The organism is Pseudomonas sp. 2822-17, from assembly GCF_002742485.1.
Lineage (GTDB): Bacteria > Pseudomonadota > Gammaproteobacteria > Pseudomonadales > Pseudomonadaceae > Aquipseudomonas > Aquipseudomonas cyclaminis.
In genome coordinates this window covers 1-24,783 of sequence record NZ_LJRZ01000049.1, presented here as the reverse complement: position 1 = coordinate 24,783, position 24,783 = coordinate 1, and the positions used below count along the sequence as shown (strand labels likewise).

Genomic DNA, 24,783 nt, shown 5'->3' with positions numbered 1-24,783 from the left:
CATCAGCCGAACGTTTCGCGCAACAGCCCCGCAAACGCATCCCGCGCCAAGTGGCGCTGGGTGTCCTTGTGCCAGAACAGCAGGTTGTCCACGGCCTGCAGTTCGTCAAACCGATAGGACGCCAATTGATTGGCCTGCTCATAGCGGGCCAGGATGCCTTCCGGTGCCAGCGCCACGCCAATTCCCGCACTCACGCAGCCGATAATCGTGCCCCAGCTGGCATAACTGGCGATGGCCGGCTTGACGTCGTGGGGCTTGAGCCAGTTTTCCAGCGCCGCCCGGTAAGGGCAGCCCGATGGCCACACCAGCAGGGTACGGCCCGCCAGGTCTTCGGCACTGTGGATCGGCGCGCTGGACGCGCTGGCGATCAGCACCAGGCGTTCGCTGTAGACCACGCTGTGTTCAAGTTTGGAGCGCTTGTTGCTGGCGGCCACCAGTGCCACATCCAGGCGATGGTGTTGCAGATCGTCGAGTAACTGAGCCCAGGCGCCGGTCACCAGTTCCAGGCTGACATCCGGGTAGCGTCGATGGTATTCCGCCAGCAGCGGTGGCAGGCGGCCGCTCGCGCTGGACTCCACGGCGCCGATGCGCAAGGTGCCACGGGGGATGGCATTGGCGTCCACCGCGCGCTTGGACTCCTCCACCAACGCGAGAATGCGTTCGCAGTAGTCCAGGAAAATTTCGCCGGCCGCGCTGATGGCCAACCCACGCCCGGCACGGATAAACAGCGGCGTGCCCAACTCGCTTTCCAACTGCTTGATGCGTGTGGTGATGTTGGACGGCACGCAGTGCAGTTGCACGGCCGCCTGGGCCACGCTGCCGGTTTGCGCGACGGCTCGCACCATTTTCAGTTGGGCCAGTTCCATTGCTCAGTTCCGCTGATTTCAGAAGTCAGAAACACTTAATTGTCCTACGGCATGCCGGGGCCAAGACTGATGGCATTCCTTCTTAGTTTCTGGACGCCATCGATGAACACCCCGTCACCCGTGAAGCTTACGCTAGTCATCGCCAGCGTGATCCTCTGTTGGGCCTATTCGCCGATTGGTGTGCACATGGGCTTGCACAGCTACAGCCCCGGTCATCTGGCGTTGCTGCGGTTTCTGATTGCCTCGGTGTTCATGGGCGGTGTGGCGCTGGTGGTCGGTATCGGTCGGCCGCGCCTGCGGGATGTACCGTGGTTGTTGGTACTGGGTTTTTTCGGCGTTTTCTTGCACCACATGAGCCTCAATGCCGGGCAGCAATGGGTGACGGCGGCGGCGTCCAGTGTATTGGCGCAGTCGGCGCCCTTGTTCAGCGTGCTGATCGCGTTTTTCTGCTTGAAGGAGCGGGTCAGCGCCTGGCGTTGGGGCTGCGTACTCTCGGGGTTGTTCGGTGTGCTGGTGGTGATCTGGGGCGACCAGGGCGTAGGTGATATCGACGCGCGGGGATTGCTGATCCTGCTGGCGGCGTTGTCGTGGAGCGTGTATTTCGCCATTCAGAAGCACTACGCCCTTCGCTACAGCCCGCTGACCCTGGCGTGCTACATGGTGTGGGTGGGCACCCTGATGCTTTGCGTCAATTTGCCTGGCTTGCCGGCGGCCGTTGTGCGAGCGCCGTTGCCGGAGAACCTGGCGGTGCTGGTGCTGGGTATTTTCCCCAGCGCCCTGGCCTACCTGGCCTGGGGCTATGTGCTCAAGTATGTCGAGGTGAGCCGCGCATCGGTGGCGATGTACCTGATTCCGCCGGTGGCGATGGTGATGGCCGCAACGCTGCTGGGTGAACAGATTGCACGGCAGGTGGTGCTCGGTGGGGTGATGGTGCTGGCCAGTGTGGCCGCCATCAGTCTGGAAGGGCGCTGGAGGCGGGCTGTCCGGTATACAACTGGATAATGTCGTCGATCTCCCCCGACATCTTCATCTGCAACAACGTGCGCAAAATCCTCTGCACCGGCACGTCCGGGTCATTGCGCACGATGCAGCCCAGGTTTTGCTCGTCGATCACCACCACTTTGTGCAGCCGTCGGCCGACGGGCATGTTCTGGTTGAACCGGTCCAGGATCCACTCATTGATAACCGCATACTTGAAGCGCCCGGCCACCAGCTTGTGCAGCACCTGCTCTTCACTGCGGGCATCGTCGCGGGTGAGTTGGCCGCTGGCAAACAGCGGGTCGAGGGTGGCGTAGCGGTAATTGAGCACCGTGCCGATGGCCTGGGGCGCCAACTGGGTGAGGGACACCGCCTGCACTGGGATGTGCGTGCTCACCAGTACGTTGCGCTGCACCATCAGCGGCAGGCTCCAGATGTAATTGCCGGAAAAATTATCGACCCACGCCTGGGTGACATAACAGCGCACATCAACCTCGCCGTGTTCCATGGCGGCTGCGATGCGTGCCCGGGCCAGCACCTTGAACTGCGCCGGGTGGCCGACCTGGGTGGCCAGGCTCAACATCACGTCATACAAAATACCCTGGGTTGGCCGACCGTTCTCCAACTGCACCATGGGCATCGCCCAACTGTCGGAAACCGAGAAACGCAACGGTGCAGGCGCCGCCAGGCAGGCCGTGGTCATCATCCATAAAGCGCCCAGGACTACGCGCATACACTCTCCGGGTTCAGGCCTTTGAGGGGCCAGTCAGGACAGCTTAGTCAGATTAGGCGAGCGTGCCGGATGCAATTTCCCCCTTGCTCCGCTAGCATTACCGGCTTCCGCTTCCCAGTTGCGACGGTTTTCGATGAGTTATCAGGTTCTTGCACGTAAATGGCGTCCGCGCTCGTTCCGCGAAATGGTCGGCCAGACCCATGTGCTCAAGGCTCTGATCAATGCCTTGGACAGCCAACGGCTGCACCACGCGTACCTGTTCACCGGTACGCGCGGGGTGGGCAAGACCACCATTGCGCGCATCATCGCCAAATGCCTGAACTGTGAAACCGGTATCACTTCGACGCCCTGCGGGACTTGCTCGGTGTGCCGGGAAATCGACGAAGGGCGTTTTGTCGACCTGATCGAAATCGACGCCGCGAGTCGCACCAAGGTCGAAGACACCCGCGAACTGCTCGACAATGTGCAGTACGCGCCGAGCCGCGGCCGCTTCAAGGTCTACCTGATCGACGAAGTGCACATGCTGTCCAGCCATTCCTTCAACGCGCTGTTGAAAACCCTGGAAGAGCCGCCGCCCTACGTCAAATTCATCCTGGCCACCACCGACCCGCAGAAACTTCCCGCAACGATTCTGTCGCGGTGCCTGCAGTTCTCCCTGAAAAACATGACCCCCGAGCGTGTGGTCGAGCATTTGACCCACGTGCTGGGCGTCGAGAACGTACCGTTCGAAGACGACGCGTTGTGGCTGCTCGGCCGCGCCGCCGATGGCTCGATGCGTGATGCCATGAGCCTCACCGACCAGGCCATCGCCTTTGGTGAAGGCAAGGTCATGGCTGCCGATGTGCGCGCCATGCTCGGCACCCTCGACCATGGCCAGGTGTTCGATGTGCTGCACGCCCTGATCGAAGGTGACGCCAAGGCCTTGCTCGAAGCCGTGCGCCACCTCTCCGAGCAAGGCCCGGACTGGAACGGCGTGCTCTCGGAAATCCTCAATGTGCTGCACCGCGTTGCCATCGCCCAGGCCTTGCCTGAAGGTGTCGACAACGGCCATGGCGACCGCGACCGCGTGTTGGGTCTGGCTCAGGCGTTGCCGGCCGAAGATGTTCAGTTCTACTACCAGATGGGCCTGATCGGCCGTCGCGACCTGCCCCTGGCGCCGGACCCTCGCGGTGGCTTTGAGATGGTCTTGCTGCGGATGCTGGCCTTCCGGCCCGCCGATACGGCCGACGCGCCGAGACAGCCGCTAAAGCCAGTGGGGATCAGCCAGGCCACAGTTGATTCCGCCAAACCAGTGGCTGGCGCGGCGGTGGTTGCGCCAGTGGTCGCGGCCCCTGCGCCTGTTGCGCAGGTTCCTGAGCCTGAGCCCGTTGTGGTCGCGCCAGTGGTCGAGCCGGCACCGGTGGTGGAGCCGGAACCTGCGCCCGTGGTCGATCTGCCCTGGAACGACCCGGTGGAGGCCGAAGCCGAGCCCGAGCAGCAGCCCGCCGTGGAGCCTGTACTGGAAACCACTGGCGAGCAGCCCGAATTGACCCCGATGCCCGCGCCAACGCCGGACAGCGTGGTGCCGGATGCCCCGGAGTGGGTGTCCGCACCGGTCCCTGAGCCGACCGTCGCTCAGGTTGAAGCCGCAACCCCAGGCATCGACCTCGACGACGAGCCGCCGCTTGATGAAGACTACATCGAGCCGGACATGGATTCGGCCTACAGCTACCTGGACGACCTTGCCAGCGAACACACTGCCGAGCCGGCCCCCGAGCCCGAAGCAGAGCCTGCCGCAGCCCCGGCCACCGGCCTGGCGTTGCAATGGCTGGAACTGTTCCCGAAACTGCCGATCTCCGGCATGACCGGCAGCATCGCCGCCAACTGCACACTGATTTCCATTGATGGCGACCACTGGCTGTTGCACCTGGACCCGGCCCACAGCGCCCTGTTCAACGCGACCCAGCAGCGTCGCCTCAACGATGCGCTGAACCAGTACCATGGGCGCACGCTGACCATCGCCATCGAGTTGATCAAGCCCGAGCAGGAAACCCCGGCCCAGGCCGCGACCCGCCGGCGTATCAACCGTCAGCGCGAGGCTGAGGATTCGATCCACGCAGACCCGCTCATCCAGCAAATGATGCAACAGTTTGGGGCGGTCGTCCGTCACGATACTATTGAACCTGTCGAAGCCCCGGTGCCCCAAGCGTCATGACACCGGGCTACTAACTTGATCCACGTACTTTTGAGGTGATTCCCATGATGAAAGGTGGCATGGCCGGCCTGATGAAGCAGGCGCAGCAGATGCAGGAAAAGATGGCCAAGATGCAGGAAGAACTGGCCAACGCCGAAGTCACCGGTAAAGCCGGTGGCGATATGGTCAGCGTGGTGATGACCGGTCGTCACGACATCAAACGGGTGAGCATCGACCCAAGCGTGCTGCCGGGCGTGGGTGAAGATGACCTGGAAATGCTTGAAGCGCTGTTCGCCGCGGCCGTCAACGACGCCGTGCGCAAGATCGAAGCCAACAGCCAGGAAAAAATGGGCGCCGCGACCGCCGGCATGCAACTGCCGCCGGGCATGAAGATGCCGTTCTGATTATCCAGCGTTAGCTAGACTCCAATGCCAGGCCCAGTGCCTGGCATTTTTGTTTGTGCCGCTTTCAATCAAACCCCGATCGAACCCTGGCACGGCACCGATGGTCTGCACCCTATACCGATCAATTCGATAAGGAGCCCCCTGATGCCTCAAGAACTCACCCTGAACCAGCGCATCGTGCTGGTCTCGCGGCCCCAAGGCGCGCCCACTCCGGAAAACTTTCGCCTGGAACGCGTGAGCCTGCCGGAGCTGGCGGACGGCCAGGTCCTGCTCAAGACCCTCTACCTGTCCCTCGATCCCTACATGCGCGGACGCATGAGCGACGCACCTTCCTATGCCGCACCGGTGGAAATCGACGAGGTGATGACCGGTGGTGCTGTCAGCCGTATCGAGCAGTCGCGTAATCCAAAATTCGAAGTGGGTGATCTGGTGGTCGGCGCCACGGGTTGGCAGAGCCACAGCATTTCCGACGGCCGCAACCTCATTCCGGTGCCCAAGGGGCTGGCGAGCCCATCCATGGCACTTGGTGTGCTGGGCATGCCCGGCATGACCGCCTACATGGGCCTGATGGACATCGGCCAGCCCAAGGCCGGCGAAACCTTGGTGGTGGCTGCGGCATCCGGTGCGGTCGGCTCGGTAGTGGGGCAGGTGGCCAAGCTCAAGGGCTTGCGTGTGATCGGTATTGCGGGCGGCGCCGACAAGTGCCGCTATGTGGTGGACGAGCTGGGCTTCGATGCCTGTATCGACCACAAGAGCGCAGACTTCGCCGATCAACTGGCCCAGGCCTGCTTCAAGGGCGTGGACATCTATTTCGAGAACGTCGGCGGCAAGGTATTCGACGCCGTGCTGCCCTTGCTCAACCCCAAGGCGCGCATTCCCCTGTGCGGCCTGATTGCCGGCTACAACGCCCATGAAGCCCCCAGCGGCCCTGATCGCCTGCCGGCGCTGCAACGCACCTTGCTGACCAAGCGGGTACGCATCCAGGGCTTTATCGTGTTCGACGACTACGGTGATCGCCAGCCCGAGTTCCTCAGTGCCATGGCGCCTTGGGTGCGTGATGGCAAGATCAAGTTCCGCGAGGACGTGGTCGATGGCCTGGAGCAGGCGCCCGAAGCCTTTATCGGTCTGCTTGAAGGGCGCAACTTCGGCAAGTTGGTGGTGCGGGTCGCGCAGGATTGAGGATTTGACGCTAATCCGGGGCGCGGGTATAAACCGCGTCTCGTTGTTTTGTCGGACCAATGCCCATGAGCTTCAGCCCCCTGATTCGCCAACTGATCGACGCCCTGCGCACGTTGCCGGGCGTCGGCCAGAAAACCGCCCAGCGCATGGCGCTGCAACTGCTGGAGCGTGATCGCAGCGGCGGCACCCGGTTGGCCCAGGCCCTGAGCCAGGCCATGACGGGCGTCGGCCACTGCCGCCAGTGCCGCACCCTCACCGAAGAAGACCTCTGCCCGCAATGCGCCGACCCGCGCCGCGACGACACGTTGCTGTGCGTGGTGGAAGGCCCGATGGACGTCTACGCGGTGGAGCAGACCGGCTATCGCGGGCGCTACTTTGTGCTCAAGGGGCACCTGTCGCCGCTCGACGGCCTGGGCCCGGAAGCCATCGGCATTCCGCAACTGGTAGCGCGGATTGAAGAGCAGGGCACCTTTACCGAGGTGATCCTGGCCACCAACCCGACCGTGGAAGGCGAAGCCACCGCCCATTACATCGCTCAACTGCTGAGCAACAAAGGCCTGATCACTTCGCGTATCGCCCATGGCGTTCCGCTGGGGGGCGAGCTGGAATTGGTGGATGGCGGCACCCTGGCCCACTCCTTTGCCGGTCGCAAGCCCATCGCCCTCTGACGATCAGCGCAGGGCTGAAAATGTGGGTGTCTCAGTCAGTCAACACATTCTTTGACTGAGACACTGCATCGGGGGCAAGCCCCCTCCCACATGTTGAATGTATTCACAGATCAAAGGTGGGAGGGGGCTTGCCCCCGATGGGGCCCGCGCCGACAACCACTACCTTTCAGTCAACGCAAACTGCGTCAGGCAAAACGTCGGAATCCCCATGTCTTCCAACCGCTGCGAGCCACCCAGCTCCGGCAAATCAATAATCGCTGCCGCTTCAAAAATCTTCGCGCCCATGCGTCGCACCAGGTTCGCCGCGGCAATCAGGGTGCCGCCCGTGGCGATCAGGTCATCGAACATCAACACCGAGTCGCCTTCGCACAGGCTGTCGGCGTGCACTTCCAGGAAGGCTTCGCCATATTCGGTCTGGTAACCCTCGGCCAGCACGTCCGCCGGCAGCTTGCCTTGCTTGCGGAACAGGATCAGTGGTTTGTTCAGTTGATAGGCGATGATCGAGCCGATCAGGAAGCCGCGGGCATCCATTGCGCCGATGTGGGAGAACTCGGCTTCGACATAGCGATGGGCAAAGGTGTCGGCCACCAGGCGCAGGGCCTTGGGCGACTGGAACAGCGGCGTGATGTCACGGAAGATCACCCCAGGCTTGGGGAAGTCGATGACGGGGCGGATCAGGGATTTGATGTCGAACGAATCGAAGGTCATCGTCGAAGAGTCCTGGGAGGAAAACGGACCCGAAGTATACCTGCGGCCTTGCCAAATGGCCCGGCCGCAAGTGTCTGTATCAGCCCTCTAGAGAACCACCCGCCAGCGCGCACAGCTGGATCGGGTCGAGGATGTGCACTTCCTTGCCTTCGGCGGCAATCAACTCGTTCTGCTGGAAACGGGTGAACACGCGAGACACGGTTTCCACCGCCAGGCCCAGGTAGTTGCCGATTTCATTGCGCGACATGCTCAGGCGGAACTGGTTGGCCGAGAAACCACGGGCCCGGAATCGCGCCGAGAGGTTGACCAGGAATGTCGCGATGCGCTCGTCGGCGGTTTTCTTCGAAAGCAGCAGCATCATCTGCTGATCGTCACGGATTTCGCGGCTCATCACGCGCATCAGCTGACGGCGCAGTTGAGGCAACTGTATGGCCAGTTCATCCAGGCGTTCGAAGGGGATTTCGCACACCGACGTAGTTTCCAGCGCCTGGGCAGACACGGGATGCATCTCGGTGTCCATGCCCGACAAACCCACCAGTTCGCTAGGCAGGTGGAAACCGGTGATCTGCTCTTCGCCGTTGTCGCTCAGGCTGAAGGTCTTCAGCGCGCCCGAACGTACTGCATAGACGGAGTCGAACCTGTCGCCCTGGCGAAACAGAAACTCGCCTTTTTTCAGCGGGCGCCCGCGTTTAACGATGTCGTCCAGCGCATCCATGTCTTCCAGATTCAGCGAAAGTGGCAGGCAGAGGGGGGCCAGGCTGCAATCCTTGCAGTGAGCCTGGCTGTGAGCGCGCAGTTTGACTGGCTCGGACATTTCTTAAATCCTTGTGGGAAAACACACATAAGACGTAAGGGTAACGCACTGGGGTGCGGTCAGGCCAGCCTGTACAAAAAACCGGCAGCGGTATAAAGCTTTTTGTACCGATGCCGATACAAGGGCATTCCCATACGCCGGAGCTCGTACGATGTCTGTCATCGCCGCCTACAATCCTGCCATACGAGTTCCTACAGTGTCGGGCGCGAAGTCAGCGGCCGAAACCGCCGTAAAAGATCAGGCTGCTGCACCCGCTGCCGAAACCAACGTGCTGGAAGGCGTGAAGGTGACGATTTCCGGCGCGGCGTTCAAGGCGGTGGCGGTGGCGAGTAAAGCCAACTCCGATATTGATGGCAGTGGCCTGGACGACAGCGTTAAACAGATCCTCAAAATGATCCGCAAGCTCAAGCAACAGATCGCCGAGAAAATGGCTGAGCTTCAGGCGGTCGCGAATGACAATAGCCTGACGCCGGAGCAGGCCCGGGTTAAGACCAACAACATCCAGGGCGCTATCAGTTCGCTGCAGGCCGGGTTGATGACCTCCCAGGGCTCCCTGCTCAAGGCGATGAAAAGCATGAGCGCTGATGGTGCCCTCAAGGCCGCTTCGTTGTCGATGTAACTAGATCACCCGTGAAAATCGTTGCCTGTTCTGGTGCTCCAGGTAGGCATCGAACACCATGCACACCGAGCGCACCAGCAAGCGGCCGGCGGGCAGCACCCGAATGCTTTGGGCGTCGAGCTCGATCAGGCCGTCCTCGGCCATGGCCTCAAGTTGCGGCCAGATCTCGTCGAAGTACCCACGAAAATCAATGTTGAAGGCCTGTTCGACGGGTTCGAATGCCAGGCTGAACGTGCAGATCAACTGCTGAATCCCCTCCCGCCTCAGCCGATCATCCGTGGTGCAGACCAGGCCGCGGCTGGTGGCCAACTGCGCACCGGCCAAGGTGTTCTGGTAGCCGTTGAGGTCACTGCTGTTCTGGCAATACAGGTCGCCGATCTGGCTGATCGCCGACACACCGAGGCCGATCAGGTCGCAATGGCCGTGGGTGGTGTAGCCCTGGAAGTTGCGTTGCAGGGTACCTTCCTCCTGGGCGATGGCCAGTTCGTCATCCGGCAGCGCGAAGTGGTCCATGCCGATGTAGCGATAGCCGGCCTGGGTCAATTGCTCGATGGTGGTTTGCAGCATCAGCAACTTTTCCGCCGGCGCCGGCAGCTCGTCGCCGTTGATGCGCCGCTGGGGCATGAAGCGCTCCGGCAGGTGCGCATAGTTGAACACCGACAGGCGGTCCGGTTGCAGTTTGATCACCTCTTCCACAGTGCGCGCGAAGTTGATCGGGGTCTGCTTGGGCAGGCCGTAGATCAGGTCGATATTGATCGAGCGAAACTGCAGGGTGCGCGCCGCATCAATCACCGCACGGGTCTCTTCCAGGCTTTGCAGGCGATTGACCGCCCGCTGTACCTCGGGGTCGAGGTCTTGCAGGCCGATACTGACGCGGTTGAAGCCCAGCTCACGCAGCAGGCCCATGGTGGCCCAGTCGGCTTCGCGTGGGTCGATCTCGATGCCGTAGTCGCCGGAATCATCATCGAGCAAATGGAAATGCTGGCGCAGGCGGCCCATGACCTGGCGCAGTTCGTCGTGGCTGAGAAACGTCGGGGTGCCGCCGCCGAAATGCAGCTGTTCCACCGGCTGTTTCGGGTCAAGGTGGCAGGCCACCAATTGGATTTCCTGCTCCAGGCGTTGCAGGTACGCCTGGGCGCGGCCACGGTCCTTGGTGATCACCTTGTTGCAGGCGCAGTAGTAGCAAATGTTGGCGCAGAACGGCACATGCACATACAGCGACAAGGGGCGCACGGCCTTGCGACTGTCGCGCAGGGCGTGGAGCAGGTCGAAGGTGCCGACCTGGCTGTCGAATTGTACGGCGGTGGGGTAGGACGTATAGCGTGGTCCCGCCAGGTCGTAGCGATGAATCAGATCGGTGTCCCAACGAATGGCGTCGAGCATGCGGGCGTCCCCCGGATAGGCTAATGGGCCGAGTCTAGGGGCGGGGCGGGGATGGCATCTTGATTTGCATCAACGGGGAGCGGCGCTATGCCACATGGCGATTCAATGGCCCATCAGCCAGTGCTGGTGCGGTCCTGGCAAGGTCCAGATCCCGAACACGATGACCAGCAAGCCACCGGCCATGCGCACGCTGCGTTTGCGCAATAACGCGGTAACGCGCTCGGCTGCCAGCCCGGTCGCCAGCAGCACCGGCCAGGTACCCAGCCCGAACGCGAGCATCAGCAGTGCACTGTCCAGCGCATTGCCCTGGCTCGCGGCCCACAGCAGGGTGCTGTAGACCAAACCGCACGGCAACCAGCCCCAGAGCGCGCCCAGCAGCAAAGCGCGGGGCAGGCTCGACACCGGCAGCAAGCGCGTGGCAACCGGCTGGATATGCCGCCACAGGCCGCGTCCGAGGCTTTCAATGCGGGTAAGGCCGCTCCACCAACCCGCCAGGTACAGGCCCATGCAGATCAGCAGTAAGCCGGCGAGCACGCGCATGAACATCGCCGCCGGGCTATTGGCCACGGCCCAGCCGGCCAGGCCGACCAACAGCCCGGCCGTGGCGTAACTGAGGATGCGCCCCAGGTTGTACGCCAGCAGCAGGCGAAACCGGCGGCTGCGTTGTTCCTTGGGAATCGCCAGGGTCAGCGCGCCCATCAGCCCGCCGCACATGCCCAGGCAATGGCCGCCGCCCAGCAGGCCGAGGATCAGCGCGGAGACCAGCAGCGGCGCCAATTCAAGCATGAGGCGGGTCTTTGGGCGGTTGATCCGGGCCGTTGGCTTCGTCGATGGCGGCCAGGTGGTTCGGGTCCTGGTCGTCGAACAGCACGCTGTGGGCCGGGCCGTCGAGGTCGTCGTACTGGCCGCTGTCCACGGCCCAGAAGAAGATGTAGATGGCGATGGCCACTATCAGCAGCGCCGCCGGAATCATCACGTATAAAGCTGGCATCTGCACTCCAGGCCCGCGCGGCTCATACGGGCAGCGGGCGGGTGATTGAGGGCGCGCTGACGGCCTGCGCGCTCGGCAGGCGAGTCAGGCGCAGGGCGTTGAGCACCACGGTCAACGAACTGATGGACATGCCGACCGCCGCCCAGATTGGCGTGATCCAGCCCAAGGCAGCAAACGGCAACATCAGGCCATTGTATAGTCCTGCCCACAGCAGATTTTCAATAATCACCCGTCGAGTGCGCCGCGCCAGGCTGAAGGCCTGCACCAGGGCGTCGAGGCGATTGGAGAGCAGCACCGCATCGGCGCTGGTCTTGGCCAGGTCGGTGGCCGAGCCCATGGCCACGCTGATATCGGCGGCGGCGAGCACGGGGACGTCGTTGACCCCATCGCCGAGCATCAGCACCTTGCGGCCTTCCTTGTGCAACTGTTGCAGCACCTGCAGCTTGTCGTCGGGGCGCAGGCCGCCGTGGGCTTCGTCGATGCCCAACTCAAGGGCGACACTGGCGACCATCGGCGAACTGTCCCCGGACAGCAGCAATGTGCGCCAACCGCGCGCCTTGCACGCGGCGAGCAGCGCCGGGGCGTCGCTGCGCAGGCGGTCATCCAGCACGAACCAGGCGAGGGCGCCGCTGCGGTCGCCGAGCAGCAGCCATTGCCCAGCATCGTCCGGCGAGGCGGGGATCGGGCAGCCACTGAGTGCGCAGACAAACGCCGGCTGGCCGATACGCAGCAGACGCTCGCCCACGCGACCTTCCAGGCCCAGGCCGGGGGTGCTGAGTACTTCGTCAGCGGCCAATGGCGCACGGCCAAAGGCGCGGGCAATCGGGTGTTCGGAGCGGTTTTCCAGGGCGGCGGCGAGGCCCAGGCAATCGTCGCTGCCCAGCTCGCCCAAGGGACGGATGGCGCGTAGGGCCAGGCGGCCTTCGGTCAGGGTGCCGGTCTTGTCGAAAATCACCGTGTCGATCTGGTTCAGGCCTTCCAGCACATGCCCACGGGTCAGCAGCAGCCCGAGTTTGTGCAGGGTGCCGGTGGCGGCGGTCAGGGCGGTTGGTGTCGCCAGGGACAACGCACACGGGCAGGTCGCTACCAGCATGGCCAACACGATCCAGAACGCCCGTGATGAGTCCAGCTCCCACCACAGCAGGCCGATCAATGCGGCGGCGATCAGCGAACACAGCAGAAACCATTGCGCGGCGCGGTCGGCGATTTGCGCCAGGCGCGGTTTCTCGGCCTGGGCGCGCTCCAGCAGACGCACGATGGCGGACAGGCGTGTCTCGTGGCCGAGGGCGCGCACTTCGACGGTCAGCGCGCCTTCGACGTTGAGGGTGCCGGCGGTGACGCTGTCGCCGACCCGGCGCGGTTGCGGCAGGTATTCGCCAGTGAGCAGGGACTCATCGATGCTGGACTGGCCGTCGAGGATCACGCCATCCGCTGGCAATACCGCGCCCGGATGCACCAGCACGCAGTCGCCCAGGGCCAGCTCGCTCAACAGGATGCGTTCGCTCTGGCCGTCGCCTTTCAAGCGCAGGCACGAAGCCGGCAGCAGGTTGACCAGTTGGGCAGTGGCCGCCGCTGTGCGCTCGCGGGCGCGCCGCTCCAGGTAGCGACCGGCCAGCAGGAACAGCGCAAACATGCCCACGGCATCGAAATACAGCTCGCCGACCCCCGTGATCGCGGTCCAGATACCCGCCAGGTAAGCCCCGCCAATGGCCAGGGACACCGACACGTCCATGGTCAGGTGGCGCGTGCGCAGGTCACGCATGGCGCCCTTGAAGAACGGCGCACAGCTGTAGAACACGATGGGGGTTGTCAGAAACATCGCCACCCAGCGCAGGATCACATGCAGTTCCGGGCTCAGGTCGATATTGAATTCGGGCCAGGTGGCCATGGTTGCCATCATCGCCTGAAACCACAGCAATCCGGCCACGCCGAGTTGGCGCAAGGCCAGGCGGTTTTCGCTGGCCAGTTGCTCGGCGGCGCGGTCGGCTTGATACGGGTGGGCGGCATAGCCGATATGGCGCAATTCGCTGAGCACCTGGCTCAACGGCAGTTGCCCGTCGGCCCAGCGCACCTGCAAGCGATGGTTGGACAGGTTCAACCGCGCCTCGGCCACGGCGGGCAGGCTGCGCAGGTGTTTTTCGATCAGCCAGCCACAGGCGGCGCAGCTGATGCCTTCCATCAGCAGGGTGGTTTCGGCCAGTTCGCCCTGGTGGTGCACGAAGGGTTTTTGCACATCGGCGCGGTCGTATAGCGCCAGTTCGTCCACCAGTTGCACCGGTAGCGACTCGGGATTGGCCGAAGCTTCGCTGCGGTGCTGGTAGTAGCTTTCCAGGCCGCCGGCCACAATCGCTTCGGCTACGGCCTGGCAGCCCGGGCAGCAGAGCTCGCGGCGCTCGCCGAGGATGTCGGCGGTGAACCGGCTGCCGGGCGGGACGGGCAGGGCGCAGTGGTAGCAGGGGGTTGGGCTGGTCATGGTCAGGGATCTTGGTTGGCTGGGAGGGCCTCATCGGGGGCAAGCCCCCTCCCACCTTTGATCTGTGAATACATTCAAAATGTGGGAGGGGCGGTGCGACGATTCGACTTGCCCCCGATGCGCGAAGCGCGGCTTTATTTTTTCAGGTCTTCGGCGCCCTGCAACGGCTCATCCCCCAACAGCAAGTCCTTGTCGTGGCTGACCTCTTCTTCTTCGAACAGGCGCCAGGTCTTGTCGCCTTCCACGCCGAGCAGTTCCACGAAGCGGCGGCCTTCGACTTTGTCGGTGACTTGGCCGATGTAGCGGCCAGGTTCGCTGTCGCTGCGGGCCAGGTTGATCTTGCGGTCCTTCTCCGGCTGGGTCGGGGAGATCAGGTTCAGTTCCAGGGTGTTCGGGTTGCTGTAGCCGGTGAGGTTCAGTTCGACTTCGCCGGTCAGTTCATCCAGGTGCAGCTTGGCCCGCAGTTGCAGGGTCTGGGCCAGGCGTTCGCGGTCGAGGGAGCGGTTGATGCCTTTGCCGGCCTCGTAGTAGTTGTCGTTGACCAGGTTGTCCGGGTTGTTCACCGCGATGGTCACCATGGACAAGGTCAAGGTCACCGAGCAGGCGAGGATGCCGATGATGATCCAGGGCCAGAGGTGCTTGTACCAAGGGCTTGCGGCAGTGGCTAGGGGCATCGTTCCGTTCTCTCTTTATCGGACTTGTGGGCCGATGAATCGGCTCTTGGCTTCAATGTGGACGCTGGCGTCATCGGCATCGGTGAGGATGAACTTCACCTCGTTGGTGCTCGATGGCAGTTGTTCCGGCGCACTCGACAGCTCCACCGGCATGCTGACGATATCGCCGGCCGCCACCTTGATTTCGCGGCGGCCTTGCAGCTTGAGGTCGGGCAGGCCGGCGGCGTCGAGCACGTAGGTGTGGTCTCGTTGGTCCTTGTTCATGATCTTCAGGCTGTAGACGTTTTCGATGCGGCCTTCGGCGTTCTCGCGGTAGAGCACGCGGTCCTTGCTCACGTCGAAGCCCACCAGCGAGCGCATGAAAAACGCAGCGGCCAACAGGCTGATCATCGCCAGCAACACCAAGGCGTAACCGATCAGGCGTGGGCGCAGCTTATGGGTTTTTTGCCCGGACAGATTGTGTTCGGTGGTGTAGCTGATCAGGCCGCGCGGGTACTCCATCTTGTCCATGATGTTGTCGCAGGCGTCGATGCACGCGGCGCAACCGATGCACTCGATCTGCAGGCCGTCGCGGATGTCGATGCCGGTGGGGCACACTTGCACGCACATTGTGCAGTCGATGCAATCGCCCAGGCCCTGGGCCTTGTAGTCGATCCCTTTTTTACGCGGGCCACGCAGTTCGCCACGGCGTGGGTCGTAGGAGACGATCAGGGTGTCTTTGTCGAACATCACGCTCTGGAAGCGCGCGTACGGACACATGTAGATGCACACCTGTTCGCGCAGCCAGCCGGCGTTGCCATAGGTGGCGAGGGTGAAGAAGCCGACCCAGAAATACGACCAGCCGTCGGCCTGGCCGGTGAAGAAGTCGAACACCAGTTCGCGAATCGGCGAGAAGTAGCCAACGAAGGTCATGCCGGTAGTAAAGCCGATCAGCAGCCACAGGCTGTGCTTGCTGAATTTACGCAGGAACTTGTTGGCGCCCATCGGCGCCTTATCCAGTTTGATGCGTTGGTTACGGTCGCCTTCGGTGACTTTTTCGCACCACATGAAGATCCACGTCCACACGCTTTGCGGGCAGGTATAACCACACCACACGCGGCCGGCGTACACCGTGATAAAGAACAGGCCAAACGCGGCGACGATCAGAATGCCCGACAGCAGAATGAAGTCCTGGGGCCAGAAGGTCGCACCAAAAATGAAGAACTTGCGCTCCGGCAGGTTCCACCATACGGCCTGGTGACCACCCCAGTTCAGCCACACCGTGCCGAAGTAGAGCAGGAACAACGCAGCGCCGCCGAGCATGCGCAAATTGCGGAACAGGCCGGTGAACGCGCGGGTGTAGATTTTCTCGCGCGGGGCATAGAGATCGACGGTGGTGGTCGAGTGTTTGGCAGGCGGGGTAACGTCATGTACCGGTATTTGGTCGCTCATCATTGCATCCCACGGCGGTGGAGATTTGCCTCGGCCAGTACGTGCCAACCGGGGTCAAATTAGGGGTCTTGCAGTGGCGTAATGATACGCCCCCGATGCGGCGCAAAGGGTGCGACCTTTGGTCGCGTTGGGAGAAATCAATTGATGGTGTACGTGATCTGGATCAATTGACTTGGCAAGTATGGTCGGTTTTTGCGAGTGGGACGGTCATTCGTCCCACGGATTAATCAGCGGGACACCGCTGGATTTGAAATCGCTGACGTTGCGCGTGACCACCGTGAGCCCATGGACCAGGGCGGTCGCAGCGATCAGTGCGTCACTTTCATTGGCGCGGTCGGGTACATGCAGGCGCGCACAACGTAAGGCGACGGCGGCGTCGATTGGCAGGATCCGGGCATCGAACGCGGGCATCACATGCCGCTTGAGCCAGGTGCGCAGTACCTTCCCTTGCGTGGGGTCGCGGCGCTCAATGCGCAGCACTCCGGTTTCCAATTCCTTCAACGTAATCGCTGAAATAAACAGGTGGGACGCGATGACACTTTTTGCCCAGGCCACGACATTCGCATCCGCCTGGGGTTTACGAAGTTCAGAGATCACGTTGGTGTCGAGTAGATACATCAAGAGAGGTCCACGGGTCGATGAGTGATCACGGCACGTTCGGTTTCGAATTCCATATCGGCCGCTTCCGGCATCACCAGCAGGTCCACGATGTCGGCGTTGAGACCTGTCAATTTCTGGTAGTCCTCAATGCTTAGCAGTACATGGGCAGGTTTGCCGCGATCGGTGATGAAAACCGGCCCTTGCCGGGCCGCTTTTTTGGCACCGCTTGTGTCTTGATTGAATTCGCGGCTGGAAATAGTGGTGATGGTCATGGGGGAACCCCCTTTATCAGATGCAATGTAGGTACGTTACTACTTAGTCAGCAGGGACCACAACCCGGGGTTATCAACGGTCGCCCAGGTCCTGGCCCAGGCTGCAGAAATAACAAAGCCCCGCCAGCGTTCGCCAGGCGGGGCTCGGTTGTGTCCGAGGCCTTTACTGTTCCTCGGCCTTCTTGTCCCCATGGGACAAACTGTAAACATACGCCGCGAGCAGGTGCACCTTGTCATTGCCTTGCAGTTGTTCCTGCGCCGGCATCTGGCCCTGACGGCCGAAACGGATGGTCTGCTGCAGTTGGGCGTAGCTCGAACCGTAGATGAAGGCGCCGGGGTGGGTCAGGTCTGGCGCACCCATCGCCGGGGTGCCTTTGCCGGCCGGGCCGTGGCAGGCCACGCAGTTGGCGGCAAAGAGTTTTTCGCCGTTGGCCACGTCGGCCTTCACACCCTCCGGCAGCTTGCGACCGTCAAGTTGGGTGACCACGTAGGCGGCCACGTCGCTGACGCCTTCTTCATGAATGACTGGCAACCAGCCCGGCATCACGGCATGGCGGCCCTTCATGATGGTTTCCTTGATGGTGGCCGGCTCGCCACCCCAACGCCAGTCGGCGTCGGTCAGGTTGGGGAAACCGTAAGCGCCCTTGGCGTCGGAACCGTGGCACACCGAGCAGTTGGAGGCGAACAGGCGGCCACCCATCTTCAGGGCTTGCGGGTCCTTGGCGACTTCCTCAATCGGCATCGAGGCGAACTTGGCGAAGATCGGTCCGAACTTGGCGTCCGACCTGGCCATTTCCTTTTCCCATTCGTGCACGCCGGTCCAGCCGGTCTGGCCGTTGGCGAAGGGGGTTTGCTTGTCGTTGTCGAGGTAGTTGTAGCCCGGCAGCAGGCCTTTCCAGTTGCCCAGGCCGGGGTACAGCACGAGGTAGCCGAGGGCGAAGATGATGGTGCCGACGAAAAGCATGAACCACCACTTGGGCAGCGGGTTGTCATACTCCTCGATGCCATCGAACGAGTGGCCGACAGTCTCGTCGGTTTGCTCGGCGCGCTGGCCCTTGCGGGTCGACAGCAGAAGCCAGGTCAGGGCGAAAATGGTACCCAGACTGAGGACTGTGACGTACAGACTCCAGAACGTAGTCATTCTTTGTTACTCCTAGAAGCTTGCTCGACGTGCTTGATGGCTTCGGGATCATCCGCAAAGGGCAGCAAGGTCGCGTCCTCAAACTCCGACTTGCGCTTGGGGCTGAACACCCACAACGCCAGGCCGATAAAGGCCACCATCACCACAACGGTGCCCAGGCCACGAATCATCCCGATATCCATGTAGGTCACCGTTTGCTTTTGATGATGGTGCCAAGGCCTTGCAGGTAGGCCACCAATGCGTCCATTTCGGTCTTACCCTTCACGGCTGCGGCTGCACCGGCGATGTCTTCGTCGGTGTACGGCACGCCCAGGGTGCGCAAGACTTCCATCTTCTTCGCGGTGTCCTTGCCGTCGAGCTTGTTTTCCACGAGGAACGGGTACGCCGGCATTTTCGACTCAGGCACCACGTTGCGCGGGTTGTACAAGTGCGCACGCTGCCAGTCGTCGGAGTAACGCCCGCCCACGCGGGCCAGGTCCGGGCCGGTGCGCTTGGAGCCCCACAGGAACGGGTGGTCCCACACGCTTTCACCGGCCACCGAGTAGTGGCCGTAGCGTTCGGTTTCGGCGCGGAACGGGCGGATCATCTGCGAGTGGCAGCCCACGCAGCCGTTGGCGATGTAGACGTCGCGGCCTTCCAGTTCAAGGGCGGTGCGCGGCTTCATGCCTTCGACCGGCTTGTTGGTCACGTCCTGGAAAAACAGCGGAACGATTTGGGTCAGGCCGCCGATACTCACGGCGATGACCATGAAGAAGGCCAGCAGGCCGATGTTCTTCTCGACTACTTCATGCTTCATCAGTGGGCTCCCACAACGGCGATCTGGGCGGCGGCTTCGGCTTGCACCGGGTCGGAGGCACGCACGGTGCGCCAGACGTTGTAGGCCATGAACAGCATGCCGGTGGCAAAGAACGCACCGCCCAGGGCGCGGACGATGTAGCCCGGATGGCTGGCTTGCAGCGCTTCGACGAAGGAGTAGGTGAGGGTGCCGTCATCGTTGATCGCACGCCACATCAGGCCTTGGGTGATGCCGTTGACCCACATCGAGGCGATGTAGAGCACGGTGCCGATGGTGGCCAGCCAGAAGTGCGTGTTGATCAGCCCGACGCTGTGCATCTGCGCACGGCCGAACAGTTTGGGGATCATGTGGTACAGCGCGCCGATGGAGATCATCGCCACCCAACCGAGGGCGCCGGCGTGTACGTGGCCGATGGTCCAGTCGGTGTAGTGGGACAGCGAGTTGACGGTCTTGATCGCCATCATCGGCCCTTCGAAGGTCGACATGCCGTAGAACGCCAGGGAGACCACGAGGAAACGCAGGATCGGGTCGGTGCGCAATTTATGCCAGGCGCCCGAGAGGGTCATCATGCCGTTGATCATGCCGCCCCAGCTTGGCGCCAGCAGGATGATCGACATCGCCATGCCCAGGGACTGCGCCCAGTCCGGGAGCGCGGTGTAGTGCAAATGGTGCGGACCGGCCCAGATGTACAGGGTGATCAGCGCCCAGAAATGCACGATGGACAAGCGGTAGGAGTAAATAGGACGTTCGGCCTGTTTCGGCACGAAGTAGTACATCATCCCCAGAAAACCCGTGGTCAGGAAAAAACCTACGGCGTTGTGCCCGTACCACCACTGGATCATCGCATCCGTCGCACCGGCATAGGCCGAGTAGGACTTGAACAGGCTGACCGGCAACGATGCGTGGTTGACGATGTGCAGCATCGCCGTGACCACGATGAATGCACCGTAGAACCAGTTGCCCACGTAGATGTGCTTGGTCTTGCGCTTGACGATGGTGCCGAAGAACACCGCACCGTAGGTCACCCACACAATCGCCAGCAAAATGGCGATCGGCCATTCCAGCTCGGCGTATTCCTTGGTGGTGGTGTAGCCCAGCGGCAGGCTGACGATGGCGCCGACGATGACTGCTTGCCAACCCCAGAAGGTAAAGGCGGCGAGGCCGTCGGAGATCAGTCGCGTCTGGCAGGTGCGTTGCACGACATAGTAGGAGGTGGCAAACAAGGCACATCCGCCGAAGGCGAAAATCACCAGGTTGGTGTGCAGCGGGCGCAGGCGACCGAAGGTCGTCCATGGCAAGTCGAAATTCAATTCCGGCCAAACCAGTTGCGAGGCGATGAACACCCCGAGCCCCATGCCAAGGATCCCCCAGACCACCGTCATGATGGCGAACTGGCGGACTACCTTATAGTTATAAGCAGTCGGACTGATTGCTGTGCTCATTCTAAGGTTCCACGGTTTAGGTTTTTTTATAGGTAAAATCGGCCGCAAGTATGTAGAAAGCGAGGGGCCATTGCAACGCAATGGCTGACCTGGATCAATGCGTTCAACGCCAGATTCTGCGCCCTTTCCATGTTTGGCGTAAGGACAAAATCAGAAATCGAAAGCTGATCGAGTGGACAGGAAATTTACGGGGTCGCAACGCTAGCCGTTGCGTACGCCGGAATCGGTCCGCTGTGGGTCAAGCGTAGACCCGAATGGCGAGGGGGGAAAGTTGTGCTTTGGAAGGGTGTGACACTCGGTCACACGGCTCGGTCACTGTGGAGAGGGAGCAAGCACCCTCTCCACAAGTAACAGTTATTGAGGTTGGCTTTCTGGCGTTGCGCCATCAGCGTTGTGGGACAGGCTGTACACGTAGGCGGCCAGCAGATGCACCTTGTCATTGCCTTGCAGCACTTCCTGCGCCGGCATCTGGCCTTGACGGCCATGGCGAATGGTCTGTTGCAACTGCGCCAGGCTGGTGCCGTAGATATAGCCGCCTGGCAGCGTCAGGTTCGGCGCCCCCATGACTTCCATGCCGTGGCCTTCCGGCCCGTGGCACGCCACGCAAGTGGTGTTGAACGCGGCTTTGCCCGCATCCAGGTCGGCAGTGCTGTTGGCCGGCAGCGGCAACTTGGCCAAATCGTGGCGGACATAGGCAGCAACGTTCTTCACACCGTCATCACCCAGCATCTCACCCCAGGCCGGCATCGCCGCGTGGCGACCGTTCAGGATGGTGGTCTTGATCGCCTCAGCCGAACCGCCCCAGCGCCAGATGTTGTCCGCCAGGTTGGGGAAGCCGAACGCGCCCTTGGCATCCGAGCCGTGGCACACCGCGCAGTTGGAGGCGAACAGGCGACCGCCCATCTTCAGCGCCTGCGGGTCCTTGGCCACTTCTTCCACGGGCATGGCCGAGAATTTGGCGAAGATCGGCCCGAACCTGGTGTCGGCCTTGGCCATTTCCTTGTCCCATTCCTTGGCCGACGTCCAGCCGTCTTCATAACCCGGCAGCACGCCTTTCCAGTTGCCCAGGCCGGGGTAGAGGACCAGGTAGCCGACCGCGAACACCAGAGTGCCGGCGAACAGCATGAACCACCACTGGGGCAGCGGGTTGTCGTATTCCTCGATGCCATCGAAGGCGTGGCCCATGGTCTGGTCCACGCTGCCTTTGGTCTCGCCCTTGCGGGTGCCGATCAACAGCCAAGTCAGGCCGATCAGGCTGCCGAGGGTCAGTACGCAGATCCATGTACTCCAGAATAGGGTCATGGCCGGTTGCTCCTTGTTGCAGGCGCTTCTTGAGCGTCGGATGGAGAAGGTTCATCGGCGAAGGGCAGCAGGCGCGCCTGCTCGAATTCCTCATTGCGCCGGTTGTTGAACACCCACAGCGACAGGCCGATAAAGGCAATGGCGACGACCAGCGTGCCAAGGCCGCGGATGGTGCCCGCATCGAATTCAAATCCCATGGCTCACCTCTTGCTCTTGATGGCAGTGCCGAGCACTTGCAGGTATGAAACCAGCGCGTCCATCTCGGTCTTGCCCTTGAGGCTGGCGACCGCAGCAGTGATGTCGTCGTCGGTGTACGGCACGCCGAGGGTGCGCATCACCTTCAACTTGGTCTCGGTGTGGCTGCTGTCGACCTGGGCCGTGACCAGCCACGGGTAGGCCGGCATTTTCGACTCGGGCACCACGTTGCGCGGGTTGTACAAATGCGCGCGGTGCCAGTCGTCCGAGTAGCGGGCGCCGACGCGTGCCAGGTCCGGACCGGTGCGCTTGGAGCCCCACAGGAACGGGTGATCCCACACGCTCTCGCCCGCCACGGAGTAGTGGCCGTAGCGTTCGGTTTCGGCGCGGAACGGGCGGATCATCTGCGAGTGACACTGCACACAGCCTTCGCGGATGTAGATGTCGCGGCCTTCCAGTTGCAGCGCGGTGTAGGGTTTCATGCCTTCCACCGGCTTGTTGGTCACATCCTGGAAGAACAGCGGGACGATCTGGGTCAGGCCGCCGATGCTCACAGCAAGCACCATGAGCAGCATCAGCAGGCCGACGTTCTTTTCAATCGTTTCGTGTTTCATCACAGACTCCTCAGGCCAACTGCGCAGTGGTAGTGGCTTCGACTGGCTGCGGCGAACGCACGGTGCGCCAGGTGTTGTAAGCCATCAGGAACATGCCGCTGAGGAACACCGCACCGCCCACCAGCCGCACGATGAAGCCTGGGTGACTGGCCACCAGGGTTTCGACGAAGGAGTAGGTCAAGGTGCCGTCTTCGTTGATCGCCCGCCACATCAGGCCTTGGGCAATGCCGTTGACCCACATCGAGGCGATGTAGAGCACGGTGCCGATGGTGGCCAGCCAGAAGTGCGCGTTGATCAGGCCGAGGCTGTACATCTGCTCGCGACCGAAGATTTTCGGGATCATGTGGTACAGCGCGCCGATGGAAATCATCGCCACCCAACCGAGAGCGCCGGCATGTACGTGGCCGATGGTCCAGTCGGTGTAGTGGGAGAGGGCGTTGACGGTCTTGATTGCCATCATCGGGCCTTCGAAGGTTGACATGCCGTAGAACGCCAGGGAGACCACGAGAAAACGCAGGATCGGGTCGCTGCGCAACTTATGCCAGGCGCCCGACAGGGTCATCATGCCGTTGATCATGCCGCCCCAGCTCGGTGCCAGCAGTACCAGCGACATCACCATGCCCAGGGACTGTGCCCAGTCCGGCAGCGCGGTGTAGTGCAAGTGGTGCGGGCCGGCCCAGATGTACAGGGTGATCAGCGCCCAGAAGTGCACAATGGACAAGCGATAGGAATACACCGGACGTTCGGCCTGCTTGGGCACAAAGTAGTACATCATCCCCAAGAAGCCAGCGGTGAGGAAAAAGCCTACCGCGTTGTGCCCATACCACCACTGCACCATGGCATCCGTCGCACCGCCGTAGAGGCTGTAGGACTTGGTCAGGCTGACCGGGATTTCCAGGTTGTTGACGATATGCAGAATCGCCACGGTGATGATGAACGCACCGAAGAACCAGTTGCCGACATAGATATGCTTGGTGTTGCGCTTCATTACCGTGCCGAAGAACACGATGGCGTAGGCCACCCAGACAATGGTGATCAGGATGTCGATCGGCCATTCCAGCTCGGCGTATTCCTTGGAACTGGTGTAGCCCAGCGGCAAGGTGATCGCGGCCAGCAGGATGACCAGTTGCCAGCCCCAGAAGCAGAACGCGGCGATTTTCGGCGCGAACAGTTGAGTCTGGCAGGTGCGTTGCACCGAATAGAACGAGCTGGCAAACAGCGCGCAGCCGCCGAAGGCGAAGATCACCGCGTTGGTGTGCAGTGGGCGCAAACGGCCAAAGCTGGTCCAGGGCAAATCGAAGTTGAGCGCGGGCCAAACCAATTGGGCGGCGAGAAAAACCCCGAGCCCCATGCCGACGATGCCCCACACCACCGTCATAATGGCGAATTGGCGGACCACCTTGTAGTTATAGGCGGTACTTAAAGTAGTGTTCATGGTTCCCCATCCACGGTTCAACCCAAGCAAGTGCGGCACTTGGGCTGGAGTTATAGGCAGACTAAATAGCGAGGCAAGCATGGGCAAAGAGCACAAGGCCAGTATTGACGGGGATCAATGGGCGCAGTGTGTGCGGGAACGCGGCTGGTTGTGGGATGGGGCGAAAGGGTCTATCGCGCGTCCGCCGGTGACGCTGATCCTGGCCCACGGCGCCGGTGCGCCGATGGACTCATCCTTCATGAACGACATGGCTGCACGCCTTGCCGGGCATGGCGTCAACGTGCTGCGCTTCGAGTTTCCCTACATGGCCCAACGCCGGTTGGACGGCGGCAAACGCCCGCCGAACCCGGCACCGAAACTGCTGGAAGCCTGGCGCGAGGTATATGCCGAGGTGCGACGTCATGTCGCTGGGGCGCTGGCTATTGGCGGCAAGTCCATGGGCGGGCGCATGGCCAGTTTGTTGGCCGATGAACTGGGCGCAGAAGGGCTGGTGTGCCTGGGCTATCCGTTCTATGCCGTGGGCAAGCCGGAAAAACCACGGGTCGAACATTTGGCGGGGCTGAAAACGCCGACGCTGATCGTGCAGGGAGAGCGCGATGCGTTGGGCAATCGGGCGGCGGTGGAGGGGTATGTGCTGTCACCGAGCATCGAGGTGATTTGGTTGGTGGCGGGAGATCATGACTTGAAGCCGTTGAAGGCGTCGGGGTTCAGTCACGAGCAGCATCTGGAGGCTGCGGCGGTGCAAGTTGCCGGGTTTCTCGGCGGCTGTTAGGGCCTTATCGGGGCATAGGTATCTACACTGAATCTATGGCAACTGGGCTGTTGTGGTGAGCGGGCTTGTCCCGCGCTGGGCTGCGAAGCAGCCCCATCAAAGCCACCGCGTTTTTTCAGA

At 62.1% G+C, this 24,783-nt stretch carries 27 protein-coding genes; 7 read left to right on the top strand and 20 right to left on the bottom strand.

Annotation, left to right across the window (positions count from 1 at the left end; genetic code table 11):
* Nucleotides 1-2: 2 nt before the first annotated feature.
* Nucleotides 3-866, bottom strand: a complete 864-nt coding sequence (locus tag AOA60_RS00280) for a LysR family transcriptional regulator (protein ID WP_099582678.1) — start codon at nt 864-866, stop codon at nt 3-5.
* 102 nt (nt 867-968) lie between these two features.
* On the opposite strand from AOA60_RS00280, the gene AOA60_RS00275 reads away from it, so the two are divergent.
* Entirely contained in the window at nt 969-1,868 is a 900-nt protein-coding gene (locus AOA60_RS00275) for a DMT family transporter (RefSeq protein ID WP_099582677.1), read from the top strand.
* Here the strand turns inward: AOA60_RS00275 and AOA60_RS00270 are convergent.
* Nucleotides 1,819-2,577, bottom strand: coding sequence for an ABC transporter substrate-binding protein (locus tag AOA60_RS00270; protein ID WP_099582676.1), 759 nt, complete (start codon nt 2,575-2,577; stop codon nt 1,819-1,821). The two genes, AOA60_RS00275 and AOA60_RS00270, sit on opposite strands and share 50 nt — an antisense overlap.
* Before the next feature lie 133 nt (nt 2,578-2,710).
* On the opposite strand from AOA60_RS00270, the gene dnaX reads away from it, so the two are divergent.
* The 4 genes from dnaX (at nt 2,711) to recR (ending at nt 7,001) form a co-directional block, all read left to right on the top strand.
* Nucleotides 2,711-4,771, top strand: a complete 2,061-nt coding sequence (gene dnaX / locus AOA60_RS00265) for a DNA polymerase III subunit gamma/tau (RefSeq protein WP_099582675.1) — start codon at nt 2,711-2,713, stop codon at nt 4,769-4,771.
* A gap of 44 nt (nt 4,772-4,815) precedes the next feature.
* Nucleotides 4,816-5,154 (top strand): YbaB/EbfC family nucleoid-associated protein, encoded by a 339-nt coding sequence (locus tag AOA60_RS00260; RefSeq protein WP_099582674.1) that lies wholly within the window; start codon nt 4,816-4,818, stop codon nt 5,152-5,154.
* Nucleotides 5,155-5,298: 144 nt separating this feature from the next.
* Nucleotides 5,299-6,333 carry an NADP-dependent oxidoreductase gene (locus tag AOA60_RS00255; protein WP_099582673.1) on the top strand — a complete coding sequence of 345 codons (1,035 nt, stop codon included), beginning with the start codon at nt 5,299-5,301 and terminating at the stop codon, nt 6,331-6,333.
* A 65-nt stretch (nt 6,334-6,398) separates the two neighbouring features.
* Nucleotides 6,399-7,001: a recombination mediator RecR gene (gene recR, locus AOA60_RS00250; RefSeq protein ID WP_032887656.1), complete on the top strand. Its 603-nt coding sequence runs from the start codon at nt 6,399-6,401 to the stop codon at nt 6,999-7,001.
* Nucleotides 7,002-7,160: 159 nt separating this feature from the next.
* Here recR and AOA60_RS00245 read toward each other — a convergent pair whose 3' ends face one another.
* Both AOA60_RS00245 and fnr read right to left on the bottom strand, forming a co-directional pair.
* Nucleotides 7,161-7,709 (bottom strand): adenine phosphoribosyltransferase, encoded by a 549-nt coding sequence (locus AOA60_RS00245; RefSeq protein WP_099582672.1) that lies wholly within the window; start codon nt 7,707-7,709, stop codon nt 7,161-7,163.
* A 79-nt stretch (nt 7,710-7,788) separates the two neighbouring features.
* Nucleotides 7,789-8,523 (bottom strand): fumarate/nitrate reduction transcriptional regulator Fnr, encoded by a 735-nt coding sequence (fnr, locus tag AOA60_RS00240; RefSeq protein WP_099582671.1) that lies wholly within the window; start codon nt 8,521-8,523, stop codon nt 7,789-7,791.
* 151 nt (nt 8,524-8,674) lie between these two features.
* On the opposite strand from fnr, the gene AOA60_RS00235 reads away from it, so the two are divergent.
* Nucleotides 8,675-9,142 (top strand): hypothetical protein, encoded by a 468-nt coding sequence (locus tag AOA60_RS00235; protein WP_099582670.1) that lies wholly within the window; start codon nt 8,675-8,677, stop codon nt 9,140-9,142.
* Here AOA60_RS00235 and hemN read toward each other — a convergent pair whose 3' ends face one another.
* The 16 genes from hemN to ccoN (AOA60_RS00155) all read right to left on the bottom strand — a co-directional run bounded on the left by hemN (nt 9,143) and on the right by ccoN (AOA60_RS00155) (nt 23,891).
* Nucleotides 9,143-10,525, bottom strand: a complete 1,383-nt coding sequence (gene hemN, locus AOA60_RS00230) for an oxygen-independent coproporphyrinogen III oxidase (protein WP_099582669.1) — start codon at nt 10,523-10,525, stop codon at nt 9,143-9,145.
* A 102-nt stretch (nt 10,526-10,627) separates the two neighbouring features.
* Nucleotides 10,628-11,311 (bottom strand): sulfite exporter TauE/SafE family protein, encoded by a 684-nt coding sequence (locus AOA60_RS00225; RefSeq protein WP_099582668.1) that lies wholly within the window; start codon nt 11,309-11,311, stop codon nt 10,628-10,630.
* Nucleotides 11,304-11,516 (bottom strand): cbb3-type cytochrome oxidase assembly protein CcoS, encoded by a 213-nt coding sequence (ccoS, locus tag AOA60_RS00220; protein WP_099582667.1) that lies wholly within the window; start codon nt 11,514-11,516, stop codon nt 11,304-11,306. The genes AOA60_RS00225 and ccoS overlap by 8 nt, the downstream gene beginning before the upstream one ends.
* A gap of 22 nt (nt 11,517-11,538) precedes the next feature.
* Nucleotides 11,539-13,989 (bottom strand): heavy metal translocating P-type ATPase, encoded by a 2,451-nt coding sequence (locus AOA60_RS00215; RefSeq protein WP_099582666.1) that lies wholly within the window; start codon nt 13,987-13,989, stop codon nt 11,539-11,541.
* 134 nt (nt 13,990-14,123) lie between these two features.
* Complete coding sequence (locus tag AOA60_RS00210) at nt 14,124-14,663, bottom strand: FixH family protein (RefSeq protein WP_099582665.1); 540 nt, start codon at nt 14,661-14,663, stop codon at nt 14,124-14,126.
* A gap of 15 nt (nt 14,664-14,678) precedes the next feature.
* Complete coding sequence (gene ccoG / locus AOA60_RS00205; protein ID WP_099582664.1) at nt 14,679-16,094, bottom strand: cytochrome c oxidase accessory protein CcoG; 1,416 nt, start codon at nt 16,092-16,094, stop codon at nt 14,679-14,681.
* A gap of 207 nt (nt 16,095-16,301) precedes the next feature.
* The gene (locus AOA60_RS00200; protein WP_099582663.1) at nt 16,302-16,712 is read right to left on the bottom strand and encodes a type II toxin-antitoxin system VapC family toxin; all 411 of its coding nucleotides are present in this window, start codon (nt 16,710-16,712) and stop codon (nt 16,302-16,304) included.
* Nucleotides 16,712-16,966: a type II toxin-antitoxin system Phd/YefM family antitoxin gene (locus AOA60_RS00195; RefSeq protein ID WP_099582662.1), complete on the bottom strand. Its 255-nt coding sequence runs from the start codon at nt 16,964-16,966 to the stop codon at nt 16,712-16,714. Before AOA60_RS00195 ends, AOA60_RS00200 begins: the two co-directional genes overlap by 1 nt.
* Before the next feature lie 163 nt (nt 16,967-17,129).
* Complete coding sequence (ccoP, locus tag AOA60_RS00190; protein WP_099582661.1) at nt 17,130-18,107, bottom strand: cytochrome-c oxidase, cbb3-type subunit III; 978 nt, start codon at nt 18,105-18,107, stop codon at nt 17,130-17,132.
* Complete coding sequence (locus AOA60_RS00185) at nt 18,104-18,289, bottom strand: CcoQ/FixQ family Cbb3-type cytochrome c oxidase assembly chaperone (RefSeq protein ID WP_003175465.1); 186 nt, start codon at nt 18,287-18,289, stop codon at nt 18,104-18,106. Before AOA60_RS00185 ends, ccoP (AOA60_RS00190) begins: the two co-directional genes overlap by 4 nt.
* Before the next feature lie 5 nt (nt 18,290-18,294).
* On the bottom strand, nt 18,295-18,903 hold the full coding sequence (gene ccoO / locus AOA60_RS00180; RefSeq protein ID WP_003193167.1) for a cytochrome-c oxidase, cbb3-type subunit II: 609 nt from the start codon (nt 18,901-18,903) through the stop codon (nt 18,295-18,297).
* Nucleotides 18,903-20,345: a cytochrome-c oxidase, cbb3-type subunit I gene (ccoN, locus tag AOA60_RS00175; RefSeq protein ID WP_099582660.1), complete on the bottom strand. Its 1,443-nt coding sequence runs from the start codon at nt 20,343-20,345 to the stop codon at nt 18,903-18,905. The genes ccoO (AOA60_RS00180) and ccoN (AOA60_RS00175) overlap by 1 nt, the downstream gene beginning before the upstream one ends.
* Before the next feature lie 354 nt (nt 20,346-20,699).
* On the bottom strand, nt 20,700-21,647 hold the full coding sequence (ccoP, locus tag AOA60_RS00170; RefSeq protein WP_099582659.1) for a cytochrome-c oxidase, cbb3-type subunit III: 948 nt from the start codon (nt 21,645-21,647) through the stop codon (nt 20,700-20,702).
* Nucleotides 21,644-21,844 (bottom strand): cbb3-type cytochrome c oxidase subunit 3, encoded by a 201-nt coding sequence (locus AOA60_RS00165; protein WP_099582658.1) that lies wholly within the window; start codon nt 21,842-21,844, stop codon nt 21,644-21,646. Before AOA60_RS00165 ends, ccoP (AOA60_RS00170) begins: the two co-directional genes overlap by 4 nt.
* Before the next feature lie 3 nt (nt 21,845-21,847).
* Complete coding sequence (gene ccoO / locus AOA60_RS00160; RefSeq protein WP_099582657.1) at nt 21,848-22,456, bottom strand: cytochrome-c oxidase, cbb3-type subunit II; 609 nt, start codon at nt 22,454-22,456, stop codon at nt 21,848-21,850.
* Between the two features lie 10 nt (nt 22,457-22,466).
* Nucleotides 22,467-23,891 carry a cytochrome-c oxidase, cbb3-type subunit I gene (ccoN, locus tag AOA60_RS00155; protein WP_099582656.1) on the bottom strand — a complete coding sequence of 475 codons (1,425 nt, stop codon included), beginning with the start codon at nt 23,889-23,891 and terminating at the stop codon, nt 22,467-22,469.
* Between the two features lie 79 nt (nt 23,892-23,970).
* On the opposite strand from ccoN (AOA60_RS00155), the gene AOA60_RS00150 reads away from it, so the two are divergent.
* A complete protein-coding gene (locus AOA60_RS00150) occupies nt 23,971-24,663 on the top strand; it encodes an alpha/beta family hydrolase (protein ID WP_099582655.1) in 693 nt (230 codons plus the stop codon).
* Nucleotides 24,664-24,783: the final 120 nt, after the last annotated feature.

Excerpts from the sequence above, each read along its gene's own strand:
- AOA60_RS00150 (WP_099582655.1), top strand. The coding sequence starts at position 23,971 with ATGGGCAAAGAGCACAAGGCCAGTATTGACGGGGATCAATGGGCGCAG.
- AOA60_RS00280 (WP_099582678.1), bottom strand. The coding sequence starts at position 866 with ATGGAACTGGCCCAACTGAAAATGGTGCGAGCCGTCGCGCAAACCGGC.
- AOA60_RS00195 (WP_099582662.1), bottom strand. The coding sequence starts at position 16,966 with ATGACCATCACCACTATTTCCAGCCGCGAATTCAATCAAGACACAAGC.
- ccoN (WP_099582660.1), bottom strand. The coding sequence starts at position 20,345 with ATGAGCACAGCAATCAGTCCGACTGCTTATAACTATAAGGTAGTCCGC.
- AOA60_RS00165 (WP_099582658.1), bottom strand. The coding sequence starts at position 21,844 with ATGGGATTTGAATTCGATGCGGGCACCATCCGCGGCCTTGGCACGCTG.
- ccoP (WP_099582659.1), bottom strand. The coding sequence starts at position 21,647 with ATGACCCTATTCTGGAGTACATGGATCTGCGTACTGACCCTCGGCAGC.
- AOA60_RS00235 (WP_099582670.1), top strand. The coding sequence starts at position 8,675 with ATGTCTGTCATCGCCGCCTACAATCCTGCCATACGAGTTCCTACAGTG.
- AOA60_RS00215 (WP_099582666.1), bottom strand. The coding sequence starts at position 13,989 with ATGACCAGCCCAACCCCCTGCTACCACTGCGCCCTGCCCGTCCCGCCC.
- AOA60_RS00185 (WP_003175465.1), bottom strand. The coding sequence starts at position 18,289 with ATGGATATCGGGATGATTCGTGGCCTGGGCACCGTTGTGGTGATGGTG.
- AOA60_RS00275 (WP_099582677.1), top strand. The coding sequence starts at position 969 with ATGAACACCCCGTCACCCGTGAAGCTTACGCTAGTCATCGCCAGCGTG.
- AOA60_RS00270 (WP_099582676.1), bottom strand. The coding sequence starts at position 2,577 with ATGCGCGTAGTCCTGGGCGCTTTATGGATGATGACCACGGCCTGCCTG.
- ccoP (WP_099582661.1), bottom strand. The coding sequence starts at position 18,107 with ATGACTACGTTCTGGAGTCTGTACGTCACAGTCCTCAGTCTGGGTACC.
- AOA60_RS00260 (WP_099582674.1), top strand. The coding sequence starts at position 4,816 with ATGATGAAAGGTGGCATGGCCGGCCTGATGAAGCAGGCGCAGCAGATG.
- ccoS (WP_099582667.1), bottom strand. The coding sequence starts at position 11,516 with ATGCCAGCTTTATACGTGATGATTCCGGCGGCGCTGCTGATAGTGGCC.
- AOA60_RS00255 (WP_099582673.1), top strand. The coding sequence starts at position 5,299 with ATGCCTCAAGAACTCACCCTGAACCAGCGCATCGTGCTGGTCTCGCGG.
- AOA60_RS00225 (WP_099582668.1), bottom strand. The coding sequence starts at position 11,311 with ATGCTTGAATTGGCGCCGCTGCTGGTCTCCGCGCTGATCCTCGGCCTG.
- ccoG (WP_099582664.1), bottom strand. The coding sequence starts at position 16,094 with ATGAGCGACCAAATACCGGTACATGACGTTACCCCGCCTGCCAAACAC.
- dnaX (WP_099582675.1), top strand. The coding sequence starts at position 2,711 with ATGAGTTATCAGGTTCTTGCACGTAAATGGCGTCCGCGCTCGTTCCGC.
- ccoO (WP_003193167.1), bottom strand. The coding sequence starts at position 18,903 with ATGAAGCATGAAGTAGTCGAGAAGAACATCGGCCTGCTGGCCTTCTTC.
- ccoO (WP_099582657.1), bottom strand. The coding sequence starts at position 22,456 with ATGAAACACGAAACGATTGAAAAGAACGTCGGCCTGCTGATGCTGCTC.
- AOA60_RS00245 (WP_099582672.1), bottom strand. The coding sequence starts at position 7,709 with ATGACCTTCGATTCGTTCGACATCAAATCCCTGATCCGCCCCGTCATC.
- recR (WP_032887656.1), top strand. The coding sequence starts at position 6,399 with ATGAGCTTCAGCCCCCTGATTCGCCAACTGATCGACGCCCTGCGCACG.
- fnr (WP_099582671.1), bottom strand. The coding sequence starts at position 8,523 with ATGTCCGAGCCAGTCAAACTGCGCGCTCACAGCCAGGCTCACTGCAAG.
- hemN (WP_099582669.1), bottom strand. The coding sequence starts at position 10,525 with ATGCTCGACGCCATTCGTTGGGACACCGATCTGATTCATCGCTACGAC.
- ccoN (WP_099582656.1), bottom strand. The coding sequence starts at position 23,891 with ATGAACACTACTTTAAGTACCGCCTATAACTACAAGGTGGTCCGCCAA.
- AOA60_RS00200 (WP_099582663.1), bottom strand. The coding sequence starts at position 16,712 with ATGTATCTACTCGACACCAACGTGATCTCTGAACTTCGTAAACCCCAG.
- AOA60_RS00210 (WP_099582665.1), bottom strand. The coding sequence starts at position 14,663 with ATGCCCCTAGCCACTGCCGCAAGCCCTTGGTACAAGCACCTCTGGCCC.